Raw genomic sequence first — 17,900 nt, 5'->3', positions numbered from 1 at the left:
GCGATTTTTAAAATTTTGCGTCGCCGAAACTTTTTAAATTTTAAAATTTGCGGCGCCGCTACTTTTAAAATTTAAAAGCGGCTGCCGTTAAAATTTACGCCAGACTTACGAACTGCCGCTCGCGATTTTTGAAAACGGCGATCTTATCGTAGCCGAACTCGCACGCTTTGGCGTAAATTTTATCGTAGTTTAGCGCTACTTGGGCAACCGAGTGCGCGTCCGAGCTAAGCGTGATCGGCACGTCTGCATCCGCTAGCATAGCCAAAAGCGCGTCGCTTGGATAAATTTCATTTGCGGGCTTGCGAAGCCCCGCGGAGTTTAGCTCCACGACGATGCCACTTTTTTTGATCGCGTTTATCGCGCCGCCCGCTAAAACTCTGATATCTTTTTTCGGGGTAAATTTAAAAATTTTAATCAGATCCATATGCCCTAAAATGTCGAATTTACTGCTTTTGCACAGCGCGCAGATCAGCGCAAAGTATTCTCGATAAACGTCGTCTATCTCGCGCCCGCTCCACTGATCTAAAAATTCCTCGTTATCAAAGCCCCAGTTGTTTAAAAAATGCACCGAGCCGATGAGATAATCGACCTCGCGCGCGAAAATCCGCTCATCCATTAGCTCTTTTTTCGTCATAAAATCGACCTCATATCCCAGCCGCACGTCGATCCGCCCGCTAAACTCATCCCGCAGATCCCTAATCATCCGCTCGTAAAGCTCCATCTGCTCGAAGTTCATTCGGTATTTTTGATCGAAGTTCATCGGCGCGTGATCCGCAAAGCCGAAAATTTCTATGCCTCGTGCGATCGCCGCTTCCAAATACTGTCGCGGCTCGCCGTTAGCGTGGTTGCAAAGATAGGTATGGTTGTGTAGATCGGCTCGCATCAACTGCTCCTTAAATAAAATTTTGGCTAAATTGTAGTAAAATCGTGCTTAAAAAATCACTAGGAATGTATTTGAAAAAACCCGAACTCTTAGCTCCTGCTGGGAATTTAACGAAACTAAAAATCGCCCTAGCTTACGGCGCGGACGCCGTGTATGCAAGCACCGGTTCATTTTCGCTGCGCCAGCGAAGCGCGAAGGAATTTAGCAAGGAAAGCTTCGCGCAGGGCGTCGCTTACGCGCATGAGCGCGGCAAGAAGCTTTATGCGACCGTAAACGGCTTTGCGACCAACGGCCAGCTAGGAAACATCGAAAGGCATTTGGAATTTCTTCGCGATCTGCGCGTGGATGGAATTTTAATCGCCACCCCAGGCGTCGCAAGCCTTGCGCGAGCCGTCGCGCCTGAGATTCCGATCCACGTCTCTACCCAAGCCAACGTGCTAAATTATCTGGATGCGCGGGTTTGGGCGGAGCTGGGCGCCGTCCGCATCGTCGCGGCGCGAGAGATGACGCTCAAAGACGCCGTAGAAATCAAAGATAAAATTCCAAATTTAGAGATTGAAATTTTCGTGCACGGCTCGATGTGTTTCGCATACAGCGGGCGCTGTCTTGTTAGCGCGGTGCAAAGCGGACGCTTCAGCAACCGCGGAAGCTGCGCGAACGACTGCAGATTTAACTACGAGCTTTACGCAAAAAATCCCGAAACCAGCGCGCTTTTCCGCTTGCAAGAGCGCGAAGGGGAGGGTACTTTCGTAATGAACGCGAAGGATCTTAGCCTCATTTCGCACGTGCAAAAGATCATGCAAACGGGCGCGATCGACAGCTTCAAAATCGAAGGGCGCACCAAGAGCGAATACTACGTCGCATGCGCCACGAATGCTTATCGCGCGGCGATCGACGATGCCGCGAGCGATAAATTTGAGGCCGGCGTTTACGAGCGCGAGATCGCGACGCTTAAAAACCGCGGCTTTAGCGACGGATATTTGATAAAGCGCCCGTATGAGCGAGAGGATACGCAAAATTTAGACCGCAGCATCGAGCTTGGCACGCATCAGGTCTGCGCGATCTCGCAGGATGGCGAGTTTATAAGCGTCAAGGATAAAATTTTACCCGGCGTTTCGTATGAAATTTTTGCTCCGCGCGGCTTTAAAATTTGCGCTTGCGATAATGAGATCGGCGAAATTTTTGAGCTTAGCGGCAAGTCGTATTTAAAATTTAAGAGGCTGCAAAGCCGCAGCGGTAAGGAATTTAGCGAGATTCACAGCGGCAATCTAAATGAGATTAAGCTGCCTGCGAAGCTCGCGGAGTTTTGCTTTTTAAGAAAGGAGATAGAATGAAATTTGTTTCTATAATAATGGGCTCAAAGAGCGATTACGAGGTCGTTTACGAAGCAGCTAAAATTCTAAACGAATTCGGCGCTGCGTACGAGATGATCGTATCTTCGGCGCACCGAAGCCCTGCTCGTACGGCTAAATACGTCGCGGACGCCGAGAAAAAGGGCGCGCAGGTTTTCATCTGCGCGGCGGGCATGGCGGCGCATCTTGCTGGAGCGGTCGCTGCAAATACGACCAAGCCGGTGCTAGGCGTCCCGCTCGGCGGTAGCGCGCTTAGCGGCGTAGATGCGCTGTATTCGACCGTGCAGATGCCTTCGGGCATCCCCGTCGCGACGCTTGCGATCGGCAAGGCGGGCGCAAAAAACGCGGCGTATCTGGCGGTGCAAATTTTAGCTTTAAGCGACGAGCTTCTAAGCTCGAAGCTAAAGGCGGATCGCGCGGCAAAAGCCGAGGCTCTAAAAAAAGACTCCGAGCAGATCGAAGTGCTGCTTGAAGATTAATCTATGAAAATTTTAAAATTGAGCGAAGGCTTTGAAATTTGTGGGCTAAAGACTCGCACGAATAACGCGGATGAGATTAGCGGACGAGGGGTGATCGCAAATTTGTGGGACGAGTTTTTAAAATTTAACGCTAGCAGAAGCAGCGCCGAGAAAAGTGAAATTTATGCTGCGTATTACGACTATGAAAACGGCGCGCAGGGCGAATACTCCGTGCTAATAGGCACTTGCTCGAAGGAAGGGCACCATAAGAAAGCCACGACGAAGCTTGCGAATCCGCAAATCAGTGCTGCAAAAATGAGCGCGATGAAACCGGCGAAAAATTACATATCGAAGCGGGCGATTACGCGGTTTTTGATTTTGCTAGCGAGCCTACGAGAGCTGGCGAATACTGGCTGAAATTTGGAAATTTTTTGAAAGCTCGAAGCTTCAAAGAGCTTTTAAAACGGACTTTGAAAAGCTCTTTGGAAGATAAAATTTAAATTTACATATCGATAAAAGGATAAAAATGACGTTTTCACAGATTATTTTGACGCTTCAAAACTACTGGCACGAGCAGGGCTGCTTGCTCGTTCAGCCCTACGATATGCCCGCGGGCGCAGGCACCTATCATCAGGCTACCTTTTTGCGCAGCCTAGGAAGCAAACCTTGGCGCGCGGCATACGTAGCACCCTCGCGTCGCCCAACAGATGGGCGCTACGGCGAAAATCCAAACCGTTTGGGCGCGTACTATCAATTTCAGGTGATCTTAAAACCGAGCCCGGACAATATCCAAGAACTCTATCTAAAAAGCCTAGAGAAGCTGGGGCTAGATCTTAAAAGCCACGATATCCGCTTCGTAGAAGACAACTGGGAGAGCCCGACGCTGGGGGCCTGGGGACTTGGCTGGGAGGTTTGGCTGGATGGCATGGAGGTGACGCAGTTTACCTATTTTCAGCAGGTAGGCGGCATCACGTGCGAGCTCATAAGCGGCGAGATCACCTACGGGCTTGAGCGCTTGGCGATGTATCTGCAAAACAAAGACGACGTTTACGACATCGTCTGGGACGACAAGGCGGGGCTCGTGACCTACGGCGACGTGCATAAAAGGGGCGAGTTTGAGTTCAGCAAATACAACTTCGAGCTTGCGGACACCGCGATGCTTTTTAATCATTTTGAAAACTGCTTCGGCGAGTGTAAAAGCATCCTAAAGCACGGCCTGGCGCTTCCTGCGTATGATTACTGCATGCTTGCGGCGCACACGTTCAACGTCCTTGACGCGCGCGGAGCGATCTCGGTTACGCAGAGGCAGGATTATATTTTAAAGATCCGCGATCTTGCCAAAAACTGCGCGCTTTGCTACGCAGATCCGCAAAAATATGTCGCCGATCTTTGCGGCACGGCGTGCAGCGATAAAAAAGGCGGCGCGGCAAATGAGAGGGAAAAGAGCGAGAAGTGCGGCGTTAAAGGGGCTGTCTCGGCGCCCGCTTCCTCCGCGAGCGCAAATTTAAAAAACGCCCACGGCAAGCAAAACACCGCAGACAAAGCGGATGAAAGCGCAAAGTGAAATTTATGAAAACGAGCGAAATTTATGAAATTTTAAACGCCGCCGCGCCTTTTTGCGACGCGGAGGCGTGGGATAATAGCAGGCTTTTGCTCGGAAATTTGGATGATGAAATTTCAAAAATCTATCTAAGCCTCGACGTTACTAGCGAGCTGGTGCGCGAGGCGGAGGCGGGCTCGCTTTTCGTGGTACACCACCCGCTGATTTTCAGTCCACTAAAATCGCTCGACCCGCGGCTCTATCCTGCAAATTTGATCTATGAGATGATCCGCAAAAACATCTCTCTCATCGCGATGCATACGAACTTTGACAAGCACGTTTTAAACGGGTTCGTAGCGCGCGAAATTTTAAAATTTGAAATTACGGATGAGCGGGAATTTTTGGTTTTCATGCGCGCGGATTTGAGCTTTGAGCAGCTGTGTGCACAGATAAAGCGCAAGCTTGGCATCAAGCATCTGCGCGCCGTGAAGACGAAAAATTTTATCCAAAATATCGCGCTTTGCACCGGCAGCGGAAGCGAACTGAACCAAAGCTTGGGCGTGGATTGCTTCATCACGGGCGATATAAAATATCACGCAGCGCTTCAAAATTTAGAAAACGGCGTGAGTTTGATCGACATAAATCATTTTGAAAGTGAGCGCTATTTTGGGCGCGCGCTCGCACCTTTCTTGCAAAAAAGCGAAATTGAAGTTATAATAAGCGAGCAAAAAAATCCATTTACGTATTATTAAAGGAAAAAGATGAACAAATATTTAAGCCAATTGGTAGAGCTTTGCGAATTCGATAAGCAGCTGGACGGATTTAAGCCTAAAATCGAGGCCGCACAGGAGAAGCTGAGTAAAAAAAGCACTGAAATAAACGGCGCAAAAGAACAGATCGAAACTCTAAATGCGGAGATCGCCGAGCTAAAATCTCAAATTTTACAAGCAAACACGCAACTTAGCGCCTTTTCGTCCAAGCTAAAAAGCACGGGCAAAAAAAGCGGCGCGGCAAAAACCGAAAAGGAGATCAAAGCCCTTAGCGTCGAAGAGGACATCGCAAAAGAGCAGCTCGAGGCCACAAACGAGGAGATCGAAAGGCTGGAAAAGATCGTAGCCGCAAAGGAAGCGCTCGTAAAAGAGCAGAGCGAAAAGCAAGAGGCGTTTGAAGCCGAGCTAAAAAGCTTGCAAGAGCAGGTGAGCGCCGAGATGGGCGAGGTCGAGGTCGCTCGCGGCGCGATCTACGCCAAGCGCGATAAGCTAATGCAGGCGATGAACCCAAAAACCGTCTCATTCTACGAAAAGATCCGCAAGTGGGCGGGCAATACGGCGGTCTCGCCGGTGCGCAAACAGGCCTGCTACGGCTGCTTTATGCGTATAAGCGACAAGACCTATTCCGCAGTCATTAAAAGCGACGACATCGTAACCTGCCCGTATTGCGGCAGAATTTTATATAAAGAAGCCGAGTGATCTACACCGCCTTGGCGTTTTTGGCGTGGCTTGCAGCTGCGCCTTTTATTTTTATCCTAAGCTTTAAAACAAAATACCGCACGAGCCTGAAAGCGCGATTTTTTCTATACAAAAACCCTAAATTTAGCCCCGCTGCGGTGCACTTTCACGCTTGCAGCCTGGGCGAGGTAAACGCTCTTGCGCCGCTAATTTCTAAATTTGAGAGCGTCGCGCTTAGCACGACCACGCAGACGGGCTTTGATGCGGCGCGCTCTCTCACGCCGAACTCTCGCTACCTGCCTTTTGAAAACTGGCTTCCATTTTGGCTTACGGGCAGCCGCGTGTTGGTGATTTTCGAAGCGGAACTATGGCTAAATTTGATCCGTTCCGCTAAGTCGCGCGGAAGCTACGTGATCCTGCTAAACGCGCGCATAAGCGACCGATCGTACGCGAGCTATCTGCGTTTTAAGTTTTATTATCGCAAAGCGTTTGAAAATATCGATCTGGTGCTTGCGCAAAGCGAGCTTGATGCGGCGCGGCTGCGGGAGCTCGGCGTAAAAAATATAAAGGTCGTGGGCAACGTGAAAAGCGCGAATATCGCCGTTGCGACGAAGGACTATTCTGCCGCGTCCGCAAATAGCTTCGTGCTTACGATCTCAAATACTCACGAGGGCGAGGAGGAACTTGTTTTATCAAATTTAAACGATTTTATAAAATTTCGCAGTTCGCAAAATATGCCCGAAAAATACCCGCGCGCAGCGAGTATCCGCGACGATAGGAGCTTGCCTGCGGCCGAGCTTCGCGACGAGCAGGGCTTGATCGAGCCGGTAAATTTAAACGAAGCTTCTTTGGATGCGGCGAGCTTAAGCGACGCTTCGTCCGCCGTGCCGAATACGGCGCCTTTAAACGGCGCGTCTTTAAATTCTACCGCACGGAACGCGGCAGCTTCAATAACTACGCCGCAAAAGCTAAAAATCATCCTGGCGCCGAGGCACCCGGAGCGCTTCGAAAAGGTATGTGAAATTTGCAAGACTTGGGCGCGCGAGCACGGGCTTAGCTTTGAGCGATTTAGCGACAGCGCAGGACTTGAAAGTGATTTTATCTTGCTCGATGCCTTCGGCGAGCTAGCGAACTTTTATAAAATTTCAAACGTCGTGATCTTGGGCGGCAGCTTTTTGCGAAATATCGGCGGACATAGTCCGATCGAGGCGGCGAGCTTCGGCGTGCCGATCATCAGCGGGCGATTTTTTCATAATCAAAAGGCGCTGTACGCGCTCGTGCAAAATATCGCTCTGTGCGAGGCGAACGAAATTTCAAGCGCTTTAAAAGAGCCGCTAAAGGGCACGCGAATAGATAAAATTTGCGATCTGCAAGAGATAGAAAATTTAATCAAGGAAAGAATTTAATGCAAGAAAAAGCCTACAAACTGCTGGCGGCGCAGGAAAACATCTCGCACAACGAAGCCAAGGCCCTCATCGACGCGGGGCTTGTGAGCGCGCGCGGCGCAAAGATCGCTCTAGCGCGCGAGATGCTCGGCGAAAATACTAAATTTAGCGTGATGAAGCCCGCAAAACCCGCGATCATTTATGAGGATGAGAACGTTTTGGCGGTCAATAAGCCGCCCTTTATGAGTAGCGAAAATTTGGAAAAAATCTATAAATTCGGCCTTCTAAACCGCCTGGATAAGGAGACTAGCGGCGTCGTGCTGCTGTACAAAAACGAGGAATTTCGCGAAGCGGCGATTTTGGAGTTTAAAAATTTGCGCGTGAAGAAAAGCTATATCGCGATTGTGAAGGGGATCGTGAGCGAAGAGATGAAATTTGACGAGCCGATTTTGACGATAAAGACCCGAAGCGGCGCGTTTTCTAAAATTTCGCCAAACGGCAAGAGCGCATTTAGCGAGGTTTATCCGCTTATGGTAAGCGGCAAAAAATCGCTCGTAAAGGTGCGGATCGAGACGGGCAGGACGCATCAGATCCGCGTGCATCTGGCAAATGCGGGATTCGGCGTAATAGGCGATGAAAAATACGCTAAAAGCCGCGCGAAGCGGATGTTTCTGCACTCGTACGAGACCGAAATTTTGGGGCTAAAATTTAAAGCTCCGCCGGGTAAAAGCTTCAACGAATTCGGCTTTGAAATTCCTAAAGAGCTCTGATATTCAATGGCTTTTAAGTTAATTTTAGGTAACATCGCAAGTTTAAAAATTTTATAAGGGATCAAAGTGTTTGAGATCATAAGCGAGTCGTTTAAAAACGCGGTCAATAAATTAAAAACAATCGACGATGAAAAAGCTTTAAAAAACGCCTTGGAGACGCTAAAAAAAGCGCTTTTAAAAGCTGACGTGCACCACAAAGTCGTAAAGGATTTTTTGGCGCTTGTCGAAGCCGATCTTCGTATCGGTACGATAGGGCAGAAGCCGTTTTTGCAGTCCATCAAGACAAATTTGACTAAAATTTTAACGGCGCCTAGAGGCAGCAGCCAGGGATTTGTATTTGCTAGCACGCCTCCTACGGTAGCTTTGATGACGGGACTTCAAGGAAGCGGAAAATCCACAAGCACGATAAAACTTGCAAACTATCTGAAACTTCGTAAAAAAAAGGTCTTGGTTGCAGCGTGCGACTTGCAGCGCCTAGCCGCGGTCGAGCAGCTCCGCCAGCTGTGCGAGGCAAATGAGATTGAGCTGTTTTTCATCGAGGGCGAGAGCGATCCGCTAAAGGTTGCCGAAAAAGCGCTAAGCAAGGCTAAAAGCGGGCTTTATGACGTACTGCTCGTAGATACGGCGGGACGTCTTGCGATAGACGAGGCGCTTATGGCACAGCTTGCACAGATGAAAAAAGCTTTAAATCCGCATGAAATTTTTTACGTAGCGGACGCCATGAGCGGTCAAGACGGCATTAAAACGGCCGCTAAATTTGATGAAATTTTAGGCCTTACGGGCGTAATCTTAAGCAAATTTGACGCCGATACCAAAGGCGGCGTAGCTCTTGGTATCGCGCAGCAGCTTGGCATCCCGCTTCGCTTTATCGGAACCGGCGAGAAAGTGGTCGATCTGGAGGGCTTTATACCCGATAGAATTACAGGTCGCATTATGGGTGAGGGCGATTTAGCGACGTTAGCCGAGAAAACAAGCGCCGTTTTCGACGAAAGAGAAGCCAAGGCTCTAAACAAAAAGATCAAAAAGGGCGAATTTAATTTCAACGATTTCGTAAATCAGCTAGAAAGCGTGAAAAAGCTCGGCAATATGAAAAATTTAATCGGCATGATCCCGGGACTTTCCGGCATGGCAAATAAGATAAAAGATATCGATTTGGAAAACTCCAAAGAGATACTTCATATCAAAGCGATGATCAGCTCTATGACGCCGAAAGAGCGCGAAAACCCCGATCTGCTAAATAATTCGCGTAAGCGCAGGCTTGCTGCGGGCGCAGGGCTTTCGCAGGTGGAAGTAAACCGCTTCTTAAAGCAGTTCGCGGGCGCTTCGAAGCTTGCGAAAAAATTTTCGGGCAAGGGCGGCATGCAGGGGCTTGCCTCGATCGCTCAAAGGCAAAATTTACCGAGATAATTTCTCGGTAGAGTTTGCAGATGTTTAAGTTTTAGCCATCTGCAAGTTCTAAAACTTACAAAAATTTAAGGAGAAAAAATGGCAACAGTTGTTAGGCTTACAAGAATCGGAAGAAAGAAGCAGCCTTTTTACCGCATCGTGGTAACGGATAGCAGGAAAAGACGCGACGGCGGCTTTATCGAGACGATCGGCTTTTATAACCCGCTAAAAGAGAGCGATAATATCAAATTCGACGCGGAGCGTTTGGCATACTGGAAGAGCGTAGGCGCGAAGTTAAGCGATAGGGTCGCTCAAATCACAAGCAAATAAAATGGTAGAAAATTTTATAAAAGAATACGCAAAGTTGATCGCCGATTATCCGCAGTCCGTCTCTACGCAAAAGCGGGTCGGTGAAAACTTTACCGAGATCATCGTCTATGCCGACAAGGCCGATACCGGCAAACTCATCGGCAAGGACGGCAAAATGATAAACGCCATAAAGACCGTCATCATCGGCTATAAAGCAAAAGATCCGATCAATTATAAAATTACCGTCAAAGCCAAAGATGCCTGATGATCTTTTAGAGGTCGCAAAGCTCGGTCGGACTATCGGTCTAAAGGGCGCGATCAAAATTTTCGATCGCAGCGACTTCCCCTCTCAGTTTAAAAAAGGCGCCAAATTTTATCTGCGAAACGGCGAAATTCTAGAAATTCTATCCTTCAACGGCGCAAATTCTAGCGCTATTTTTAAAAATTACGAAAGCGTAGAAGCGGCGGCAAATTTAACCAACCAAATCCTTTACCGTAGCAAAGAGGACACGCGGAAATTTTGCAAATTGCAAAAGGGCGAGTTCTTTTACTTTGATATTATCGGGCTTGAAATTTGCGAAGACGGCGCGGTTTTGGGGTGCGTAAAGGACATATCGCAGATCGGAAGCGGCTATCTTTTTGAGGTAGAGACGGATGAAAGCTTAATCTCGCAGGCTTTGCCGAAAGAATTTTTTATCCCATACGTGGACGCCTATGTGAAAGAAATTTCGCTTAGCGAACGTAAAATTTTTACGCAAAATGCGCGCGCGATTTTGGAAAACTCATGAATTTTATCTTCATCTCTCTATTTGAAAATCTCATCGCGCCGTATTTTGAGGACTCGATTTTAAAGCGCGCGGTCGATAAGAAAATAATCTCGACGCATTTTTTTAACCCGCGAAATTTCACGACAAATCGCTATAAAAAAGTAGATGATTATATGATCGGCGGCGGTGCGGGGCTTTTGATCGGCACGGAGCCGCTTGCCGGGACTATAGAACACGTAAGAGCTAAATTTAAAAACGCCAAGTTTATCTACCTCTCGCCCGCCAGTAAAAAATTTAACCAAAACGATGCCAAGCGTCTAAGCGGCAAAGAGAGCTTATGCTTTATCTGCGGGCGCTACGAGGGGATCGATGAGCGCATAGTCGAAAGATATGTAGATGAAATTTTTTGCATCGGTGATTTCATCCTTACCGGCGGTGAGCTCGGTGCGCTTTGCATGTGCGATGCGATAAGCCGCAATATAAAGGGCGTTTTAGGCAACGAAAGCTCGCTTGTCGAAGAAAGCTTTGAAGGCGGAATTTTAGAGGCGCCCGCATTTACAAAGCCTGATGTTTTTGAAAATTTACCTATAGTTTCAGAGTTTTTAAAGGGTAATCACGCTAAAATGCGCGGCTTAAAAAATCAAATGGCGCTATGCAAAACGAGGTTCTTCCGCCCGGATATGTACCGAAAGATCGCCAGAAATAAAGGAAATTTATGAAAAACAAGTATATCCAAGCGTTTGAGGACGCTCAGATCACAAGCAAAAGTGTGCCTGATTTCCGTGCCGGTGACACCTTAAAGGTAGCCATCAGGATCAAAGAGGGCGATAAGAGCAGAATTCAAAATTTTGAAGGCACCTGCATTGCGCGCCGTGGAAACGGTGTAAGCGAGACCTTTATCATCCGCAAGATCGGTGCAAATAGCGTCGGCGTAGAGAGAATTTTCCCGATCTACAGCGAGAGCATCGAAAGCATAGAGGTTCTAAGAAAAGGACGCGTTCGCCGCGCGAAGCTATTTTACCTACGCGACAGACGCGGTAAAGCGGCTAAAATCAAAGAGCTTCGAAAATAATCCTTTAAATTTATGCTTCCCAATTCAAAAGGAAGCTCTTTTTATAATGCGCGAGATTTTAAAAAATTTCGCGCAAAATCTACTCGCATTAAATCTAAAGTTTTACAACTTTTCCATTAAAATTTTTAATTTTAAACTGCCCAAAATTCGTCTTTCTCGATAGAAAAAGATAAAATATATCCTGATTTTATTTGCGTTTAAAAATATTACTATAAAATGCAAATTTTAATTTAGAAAGCTCGCGCTAAATTTGAGAATTCGGCCGAGTAAAATTTATTCAGTAAAGAGCGAGATGTGATTTTCTTAGGCATTGACGTAGGATCAACCACTGTTAAAACGGTAGTTTTAAACGAAAAATATGAAATTTTAAGCAAGAGCTACGAGCGGCATCTAGCAAAGCCCAAAGAGCTGGTGCTGGATAAAATTTTGCAAATTCAAAAAAGCTACGCAGGCGAGCGATTCAGCGTCGCCATAGCGGGTTCGGCGGGCATGGGTATCGCCAAAAATTGCAAAATTCCGTTCGTCCAGGAGGTTTTTGCTACCTCGCTCGGCGTAAAGCGGATGTTTCCAAAGACCGATGTCGTCATCGAGCTCGGCGGCGAGGATGCTAAAATTTTATTTCTCACGGGCGGACTTGAAGAGCGTATGAACGGCTCATGCGCGGGCGGTACAGGCGCATTTATCGACCAGATGACCAATCTTTTGCATCTGGATATCACGGAGCTCGACCGCCTAAGCTTTGCGGCTAATAAAATTTACCCGATCGCCTCACGTTGTGGCGTGTTCGCCAAAAGCGACATTCAGCCGCTACTAAATCAGGGCGTTAGAAAAGAGGATATTTGCGCTAGTATCTACGCCGCGGTCGTCGAGCAGACGATCTCGGGGCTTGCGCAGGGTCGCGAAGTTAAGGGCAATATTCTATTCTTGGGCGGCCCGTTGTTTTTCCTAAAAGGCCTTCAGGCGCGCTTTAAAGAGGTGCTAAAGCTCACCAACGAAACTGCGACCTTTCCCGACATTGCGCCTTATTTTGTGGCTTACGGCAGCGCGCTGTACGCAAAAGATACGGGCGAGACGTTAAATTTGGAAGAGACGATCGCGCTTTTAAAAAAGGAGCCCGACAGAACCGCGCTGGAAGCCGAGCCTCCGCTTTTCAAAGACAGAGCGGAATTTGACGAGTTCACCGCTCGTCACGCCCGCGCCAGCGTGCCTAAGGTGGATATCCACACCTACAGCGGAGATGCGTATTTGGGTGTGGATTGCGGCAGCACCACGATCAAAGTCGTACTGATAGGCGCAAACTACGAGCTACTCTATAAATTTTACTCCTCCAATAAAGGTGATCCCGTAGATATCCTGCTGCCGCGTCTTAAGGAGCTATACGATCTTTGCGAGGGTCGCATCAAGATCAAGGGCAGCGGTGTTACCGGCTACGGCGAGGATCTCATTAAAACCGCCTTTCGCTTTGATTACGGTATCGTCGAGACGATCGCGCATTACAGCGCTGCGCGCCACTTCAATCCGAAAGTAGATTTTATCATCGACATCGGCGGGCAGGACATCAAGTGTTTCTCCATTAAAGATGGCAATATCGATTCTATCGTGCTAAATGAGGCATGTAGCTCGGGCTGTGGCTCGTTTTTGCAGACCTTTTCAAATTCTTTGGGTTACGACATTAAAGATTTTGCAAGCTTAGCCCTTTTTGCGACCCATCCCGCCAAGCTCGGCAGCCGCTGCACGGTCTTTATGAACTCTTCGGTCAAGCAAGCTCAAAAAGACGGTGCTACGATCGAGGACATCAGCGCAGGTCTTGCTATTAGCGTCATAAAAAACGCGATTTACAAGGTCATCCGAGTGCGAAACGCCGACGATTTGGGTCAAAACATCGTAGTGCAGGGCGGTACCTTTTTAAACAACGCTGTGCTGCGCGCTTTTGAAAAAGAGCTCGGTAAAAATGTGATTCGCCTTGATATTAGCGAACTTATGGGGGCTTACGGCGCCGCGCTTTTTGCCAAAAATAACGCAAACGAGCGTACCGATATGATCAGTCGTGCAGAGCTTGAAAATTTCACTCATCGCAGCGAATTTAGTGTCTGCAAGCTCTGTACGAACAAATGCCCGCTTACGATCAGCTACTTCGGCGATACTAAATTTGTCTCGGGCAATAAATGCGAGCGCGGCGCGGGCAAGGAGATCCGCCACGATATCACGAATTTGTTTGAGTTTAAAAACGAGCTTTTGCGAAAATATCGCAAGCCGCCGAAGCAAGACGCGCCGCGGGTCGGAATTCCGTTTGTTTTGAATATGTTTGAGATGATCCCGTTTTGGAGTGCGTTTTTTGAAAATTTAGGCATGAGCGTTGTGCTGTCGCAAAAGCCGCGAAAAGAGACGCTGTTTTTAGCAAGCCAAAGCATCCCGAGCGATACCGTCTGCTACCCGGCTAAAAGCGTGCACGGCCACATCTACGATCTGCTAAATAAGAGCGTCGATTTTATCTTCTATCCGTGTATGAGCTACAGCCTGGATGAAAATATCAGCGAGAACTGCTACAACTGCCCCGTAGTCGCATACTATCCCGAGCTGATACGCGCGAACGTAGGCGCGCTGGAGGAGAAAAAATTCCTCTACCCGCACGTAGATCTTAACATGCAAGATTCGTTTTGCAAAACGATGCAGGCTGAGCTAGCGGACGTCGGGTATAAATTTCATTCTGACGCCGTGAAAAACGCCGTCTTGCAAGGCCTTAAGGAGCTGCAAAACTATAAAAATACCGTTTTAATAAAAGGCGAGGAGACCCTAAAAGAGATACAAAGCAGCGGCGCTAGCGCCGTCGTGCTCGCGGGTCGCCCGTATCATATTGATAAGACGATCAACCACGGCATCGATCGCTATCTAAATTCCTTGGGCTTTATAGTGCTTAGCGAGGACGCGCTGCCGCTTAGCAGGGTGCAGACGAAAAGCCTTAATCAATGGACCTACCACGCCAGGCTTTATAGCGCGGCACGGTTCGTCTGTAAATACCCGCGTATGCAGCTGGTGCAGTTAGTCAGCTTCGGCTGCGGGATAGATGCGATCACGGGCGACGAGGTGCGCGACATACTGCGTCAAAACGGTAAAATTTACACTCAACTTAAAATCGACGAGGTTACGAACCTAGGTGCGGTCAAGATCCGCCTGCGTAGCCTAAAAGCGACTATGATAGAGCGCGAAAGGCAAGGCGCGCAACAAGAAGCAAGAAAGGATGCGCGCTAATGTTTGCTAAATTTACAAAAGATATGAAAGCGACCCACACGATATTGATCCCCACGATGATTGATCCGCATTTTCGCTTTATGCAGGGGGTGCTGCGCGACGAGGGCTATAAGAGCGTCTTACTCGGCGAAAATCGTCAAAATATCGTCGAGGAGGGGCTTCGCAGCGTGCATAACGACATGTGCTACCCCGCGCTGCTCGTCATCGGGCAGTTTATCGACGCGCTAAAAAGCGGCGAGTTCGATACGCACAAAGTAGCGCTTCTCATCAGCCAAACGGGCGGCGGCTGCAGAGCGAGCAACTACATAAATTTGCTTCGCAAAGCGCTTGAGGACAGCGGCTTTAGCTACGTCCCTGCGATCTCGTTAAATTTCGGTTCGCTAGATGAGAATGAATTTAGCCTCGGCAAAAAATCGCTTCTAAAGCTCTTTGCCGCGATATTTTACGGCGATTTGATGATGGGGCTGTATAATCAGTGTAAGCCCTACGAAAAGATCAAAAATCAAACGAATGAAATTTACGAACTCTGCGCCGAGCGGATCAAAAATTTGACCGATCAAAGATCGTTTTTCAATCTCAAGAAAAATTTCAAATTTATCCTCTCGCAGTTCGCTAAAATCGAGCGCGACGATAAGCCGCGAGTGAAAGTAGGCATCGTGGGCGAAATTTATCTCAAATACTCGCCCATCGGCAACAACGGCCTAAACGCCTACCTCATTCGCGAAAATGCCGAGCCCGTAAATACGGGGCTGATGGACTTCGTACTTACCTGCATCTACGATGCGGTCTACGACAAGCAGCTCTACGGCAAGGGCGGCGCGGCGTATTACGGCTCGCTTGCGGTCGCTAAAGTAGTGGAATTTTTCCAGCGCATGATGATTAAGCAGATGAAGCGTTTTGGCTTTCGCGCGCCGAGCCCATTTAGCGAGGTTCGCGCCGCCGCCGACGGCTACATCGGTCACGGCGTGAAGATGGGCGAGGGCTGGCTGCTGACGGCGGAGATGGTCGAGTTTATGCGTCACGGCATACAAAACGTCGTGTGCGCGCAGCCCTTCGGCTGCCTGCCAAACCACATCATCGCGCGCGGAATGATCCGAAAGATCAAACAGAACTACCCGCAAGCAAACATCGCCGCTATCGACTACGACCCGGGCGCAAGCGCGGTAAATCAAGAAAACCGCATAAAGCTGATGCTTGCTAACGCAAATCGAAAGTAGCGCGCCGCATATCAAAAAGAGCTTTGGAATTTTAAAATTCCAAAGCCTGCCGTAAAATTTTAAAATTTAAAAGCAAGCTCGCGATGACGGTTAAATTTTGACGCGCAAATAGCTCGCTTCCTTTCGCGAAATTTTCTCGAGATTTTAAAATTTTAAATCTCGATAGCGCTCTTGTGCTTCTTTTACCTCTTCCGCGCGTTCTGGCTTCAATTCTTGCGAAATTTCATCGGAATTTTATGGAAGTCCGCGCGAAATTCTACGCGTCGCCGCCATAGAATTCCATCGCACAATCCCATTTCGCCACGTCATAAAATTCCATTCTCGTTAAGGCAAAATTTAATACAATCCGTCTTTAAATTTTTACGAAGGAAGTTTATGAAATTTTGGATTTGCGGCGCGGTTTTGACACTATGCTGTGGAGTTTTTAGCGGATGCGCGAGTAAGAATTTGCCGGGCTACATGCAAGGGCGTGAGCATATCGTCGCGATGAGCGCGACGTCTGGCGGTCAGCTGCGTATGAGCGGCGAGATTTATGATTACGTATTTGATGCGAATCTTAGCGCCGTGCGCGCCAAGGTTGCGAGTCTGGCGTCGCTAAATAAAGACGCGATAAGGCGCAACGTAAGCATGCTCACGATCGACAGATACAATGAAGGCAGCGATGCCGCATATATCCAGCACGAAATCGAGCTCGTAAAATACGATCTACCGCTATCCGTGCAGGCTAAGCTGATGGACGACCCAGAGCAGCTGGAGCCCGCGTATAGTTCTACGTTTCATTACTCTTATCTGATCGAAGGCAAATATTTTAAGCGCCTAAAAGATCACGACGAGCTACGCAGATCGCACCGCCTAGGCGTGCCGATCGAGTATCCCGCGCGTATAGCGGTCGATAGCGGGATCAAAAGCGAGCGCGATGCAAAAATGGATACCGACATACAAGGACTCATCGTAATGCCGCTAATGATGCCGGTGCTGCTTTTAGGCAGTATCCTAGGCGGCTAGAATCGACTGAACCACGGAAGTGAAATTTTATTGATTTAAATTTTAAAATAGTGGCGGACAGAGAGGGATTTGAACCCTATTTTAACCTTTAAGGGGGAGGTTAGTGCATTTCGATTTGGATTATTTTATCGGGTTCGGTGTGCAAATTCTCTAAAATCTTGCATAGTTTTAAATTTCTTTCTACCATAAAGCAGTTTTCGTTTTCTTTAGATAGGATTTGAAATTCTATTGTTTCCACCCCTTTAAATATCTCTTTTACCATTTTGCCTTGTATTGATTTTTTAGCGGCTTCGTTTATTCCTATTTTATCGTAATAGTTATCGTCTTTTTCTACCTTTACTACTCCGTTGTTATTTATGCTCCATATCATATCGGTTGGGATTTCTTTATTTTCCTCTACTTTATAAATTTTACCGCTTTTATCGAATCTCATTCTTATTTTGTCGTATCTACCAAAAATGAAATTTACGCAACATTTGGTTTCTATAGCCTCCCACGTGCCGATTAAATTTATATTTTTACCAAATTGATATTGCTTGTTGCTTGGTGATACGTTTATTTCCATGCTTTCTTTGGCTTGTAGGCTAGCGAAAGTTAAAATTGTTGCTAGTAGTAGTTTATTCATCATTTGCTGCTTCTTTCTCCATCTCTCTTTTTAAAATTTTGGTTTCCATGCTGCTTAAGTAATATCTTTTTTCTATTTCCTTGAGTTTCCTAAATTTTTGTAATAATTCCCGTTCATAAGAGCTTGTTACATCTGCTGAAAAGTATGAGATTATTATTTTGTATAAATTAGGGTTTTGCCGTTCCCAGTTATATAGGGTTTTTAGGTCCTTGCCGATAAATTTTGCAATTTCTTTTTTGTCCATTGGAAATAATTCCCTCTATTTAAAGTTATTTTAATAAAGAATTTGCAATAATTCCCGTAGAGAATTTGCAATAATTCCAAACGCAAAGTTATTATAGCAAATTTTATGTTTAATTTCTCGCACTATGCCGCGACAGAGTAAAGATGTCTAGGGTCGAAGTTAGGCGGGAATTTCACCTGAGTAAGTGATT

At 47.4% G+C, this 17,900-nt stretch carries 19 protein-coding genes and 1 pseudogene; 17 read left to right on the top strand and 3 right to left on the bottom strand.

The genetic code is table 11. From position 1 onward, the window contains the following. Positions 1–94: 94 nt before the first annotated feature. Positions 95–883, bottom strand: a complete 789-nt coding sequence (locus tag Q0413_RS05895; RefSeq protein WP_298988060.1) for a histidinol-phosphatase — start codon at positions 881–883, stop codon at positions 95–97. Positions 884–954: 71 nt separating this feature from the next. On the opposite strand from Q0413_RS05895, the gene Q0413_RS05890 reads away from it, so the two are divergent. The 17 genes and pseudogenes from Q0413_RS05890 to Q0413_RS05810 all read left to right on the top strand — a co-directional run bounded on the left by Q0413_RS05890 (position 955) and on the right by Q0413_RS05810 (position 16,841). Next, positions 955–2,217 carry a peptidase U32 family protein gene (locus Q0413_RS05890; protein WP_298988058.1) on the top strand — a complete coding sequence of 421 codons (1,263 nt, stop codon included), beginning with the start codon at positions 955–957 and terminating at the stop codon, positions 2,215–2,217. Then, positions 2,214–2,714 (top strand): 5-(carboxyamino)imidazole ribonucleotide mutase, encoded by a 501-nt coding sequence (gene purE / locus Q0413_RS05885; protein ID WP_298988057.1) that lies wholly within the window; start codon positions 2,214–2,216, stop codon positions 2,712–2,714. The genes Q0413_RS05890 and purE overlap by 4 nt, the downstream gene beginning before the upstream one ends. Positions 2,715–2,717: 3 nt before the next feature. Continuing rightward, on the top strand, positions 2,718–3,110 hold the full coding sequence (locus Q0413_RS05880; RefSeq protein WP_298988056.1) for a hypothetical protein: 393 nt from the start codon (positions 2,718–2,720) through the stop codon (positions 3,108–3,110). Positions 3,111–3,219: 109 nt separating this feature from the next. After that, positions 3,220–4,056 (top strand): annotated as a pseudogene (gene glyQ, locus Q0413_RS05875) (glycine--tRNA ligase subunit alpha); the annotation flags it as partial. A 206-nt stretch (positions 4,057–4,262) separates the two neighbouring features. Beyond that, positions 4,263–4,985 (top strand): Nif3-like dinuclear metal center hexameric protein, encoded by a 723-nt coding sequence (locus Q0413_RS05870; protein WP_298988088.1) that lies wholly within the window; start codon positions 4,263–4,265, stop codon positions 4,983–4,985. 9 nt (positions 4,986–4,994) lie between these two features. Next, positions 4,995–5,702, top strand: a complete 708-nt coding sequence (locus Q0413_RS05865) for a zinc ribbon domain-containing protein (RefSeq protein ID WP_298988055.1) — start codon at positions 4,995–4,997, stop codon at positions 5,700–5,702. Beyond that, the gene (locus tag Q0413_RS05860; protein ID WP_298988053.1) at positions 5,699–7,087 is read left to right on the top strand and encodes a glycosyltransferase N-terminal domain-containing protein; all 1,389 of its coding nucleotides are present in this window, start codon (positions 5,699–5,701) and stop codon (positions 7,085–7,087) included. Before Q0413_RS05865 ends, Q0413_RS05860 begins: the two co-directional genes overlap by 4 nt. After that, positions 7,087–7,836: an RluA family pseudouridine synthase gene (locus Q0413_RS05855; RefSeq protein ID WP_298988052.1), complete on the top strand. Its 750-nt coding sequence runs from the start codon at positions 7,087–7,089 to the stop codon at positions 7,834–7,836. The genes Q0413_RS05860 and Q0413_RS05855 overlap by 1 nt, the downstream gene beginning before the upstream one ends. Positions 7,837–7,902: 66 nt before the next feature. After that, on the top strand, positions 7,903–9,243 hold the full coding sequence (gene ffh, locus Q0413_RS05850; protein ID WP_298988051.1) for a signal recognition particle protein: 1,341 nt from the start codon (positions 7,903–7,905) through the stop codon (positions 9,241–9,243). A 78-nt stretch (positions 9,244–9,321) separates the two neighbouring features. Further along, the gene (gene rpsP, locus Q0413_RS05845; protein WP_297901685.1) at positions 9,322–9,552 is read left to right on the top strand and encodes a 30S ribosomal protein S16; all 231 of its coding nucleotides are present in this window, start codon (positions 9,322–9,324) and stop codon (positions 9,550–9,552) included. Between the two features lies 1 nt (position 9,553). Beyond that, a complete protein-coding gene (locus Q0413_RS05840) occupies positions 9,554–9,796 on the top strand; it encodes a KH domain-containing protein (protein WP_005873158.1) in 243 nt (80 codons plus the stop codon). Continuing rightward, the gene (gene rimM, locus Q0413_RS05835) at positions 9,789–10,319 is read left to right on the top strand and encodes a ribosome maturation factor RimM (protein WP_298988050.1); all 531 of its coding nucleotides are present in this window, start codon (positions 9,789–9,791) and stop codon (positions 10,317–10,319) included. Before Q0413_RS05840 ends, rimM begins: the two co-directional genes overlap by 8 nt. Then, positions 10,316–11,017, top strand: a complete 702-nt coding sequence (trmD, locus tag Q0413_RS05830; RefSeq protein WP_298988049.1) for a tRNA (guanosine(37)-N1)-methyltransferase TrmD — start codon at positions 10,316–10,318, stop codon at positions 11,015–11,017. The genes rimM and trmD overlap by 4 nt, the downstream gene beginning before the upstream one ends. Then, complete coding sequence (gene rplS, locus Q0413_RS05825; protein WP_005873155.1) at positions 11,014–11,370, top strand: 50S ribosomal protein L19; 357 nt, start codon at positions 11,014–11,016, stop codon at positions 11,368–11,370. Before trmD ends, rplS begins: the two co-directional genes overlap by 4 nt. Positions 11,371–11,664: 294 nt before the next feature. Then, positions 11,665–14,619: an acyl-CoA dehydratase activase gene (locus Q0413_RS05820; protein ID WP_298988048.1), complete on the top strand. Its 2,955-nt coding sequence runs from the start codon at positions 11,665–11,667 to the stop codon at positions 14,617–14,619. Continuing rightward, complete coding sequence (locus Q0413_RS05815; RefSeq protein WP_295098664.1) at positions 14,619–15,836, top strand: 2-hydroxyacyl-CoA dehydratase; 1,218 nt, start codon at positions 14,619–14,621, stop codon at positions 15,834–15,836. Before Q0413_RS05820 ends, Q0413_RS05815 begins: the two co-directional genes overlap by 1 nt. 375 nt (positions 15,837–16,211) lie before the next feature. Next, entirely contained in the window at positions 16,212–16,841 is a 630-nt protein-coding gene (locus Q0413_RS05810) for a hypothetical protein (protein ID WP_298988047.1), read from the top strand. Between the two features lie 100 nt (positions 16,842–16,941). Here the strand turns inward: Q0413_RS05810 and Q0413_RS05805 are convergent, their stop codons facing one another. Together Q0413_RS05805 and Q0413_RS05800 are read right to left on the bottom strand one after the other, a co-directional pair. Further along, the gene (locus Q0413_RS05805; protein ID WP_298988046.1) at positions 16,942–17,466 is read right to left on the bottom strand and encodes a hypothetical protein; all 525 of its coding nucleotides are present in this window, start codon (positions 17,464–17,466) and stop codon (positions 16,942–16,944) included. Continuing rightward, positions 17,459–17,710, bottom strand: coding sequence for a TetR/AcrR family transcriptional regulator (locus Q0413_RS05800; protein ID WP_298988045.1), 252 nt, complete (start codon positions 17,708–17,710; stop codon positions 17,459–17,461). Before Q0413_RS05800 ends, Q0413_RS05805 begins: the two co-directional genes overlap by 8 nt. Positions 17,711–17,900: the final 190 nt, after the last annotated feature.

The organism is uncultured Campylobacter sp. (assembly GCF_938045465.1).
In the GTDB taxonomy this organism is placed as follows: Bacteria; Campylobacterota; Campylobacteria; order Campylobacterales; family Campylobacteraceae; genus Campylobacter_B.
The sequence above is the reverse complement of the archived record's forward strand: the minus strand, read 5'-3'. Positions and strand labels throughout refer to the sequence as shown.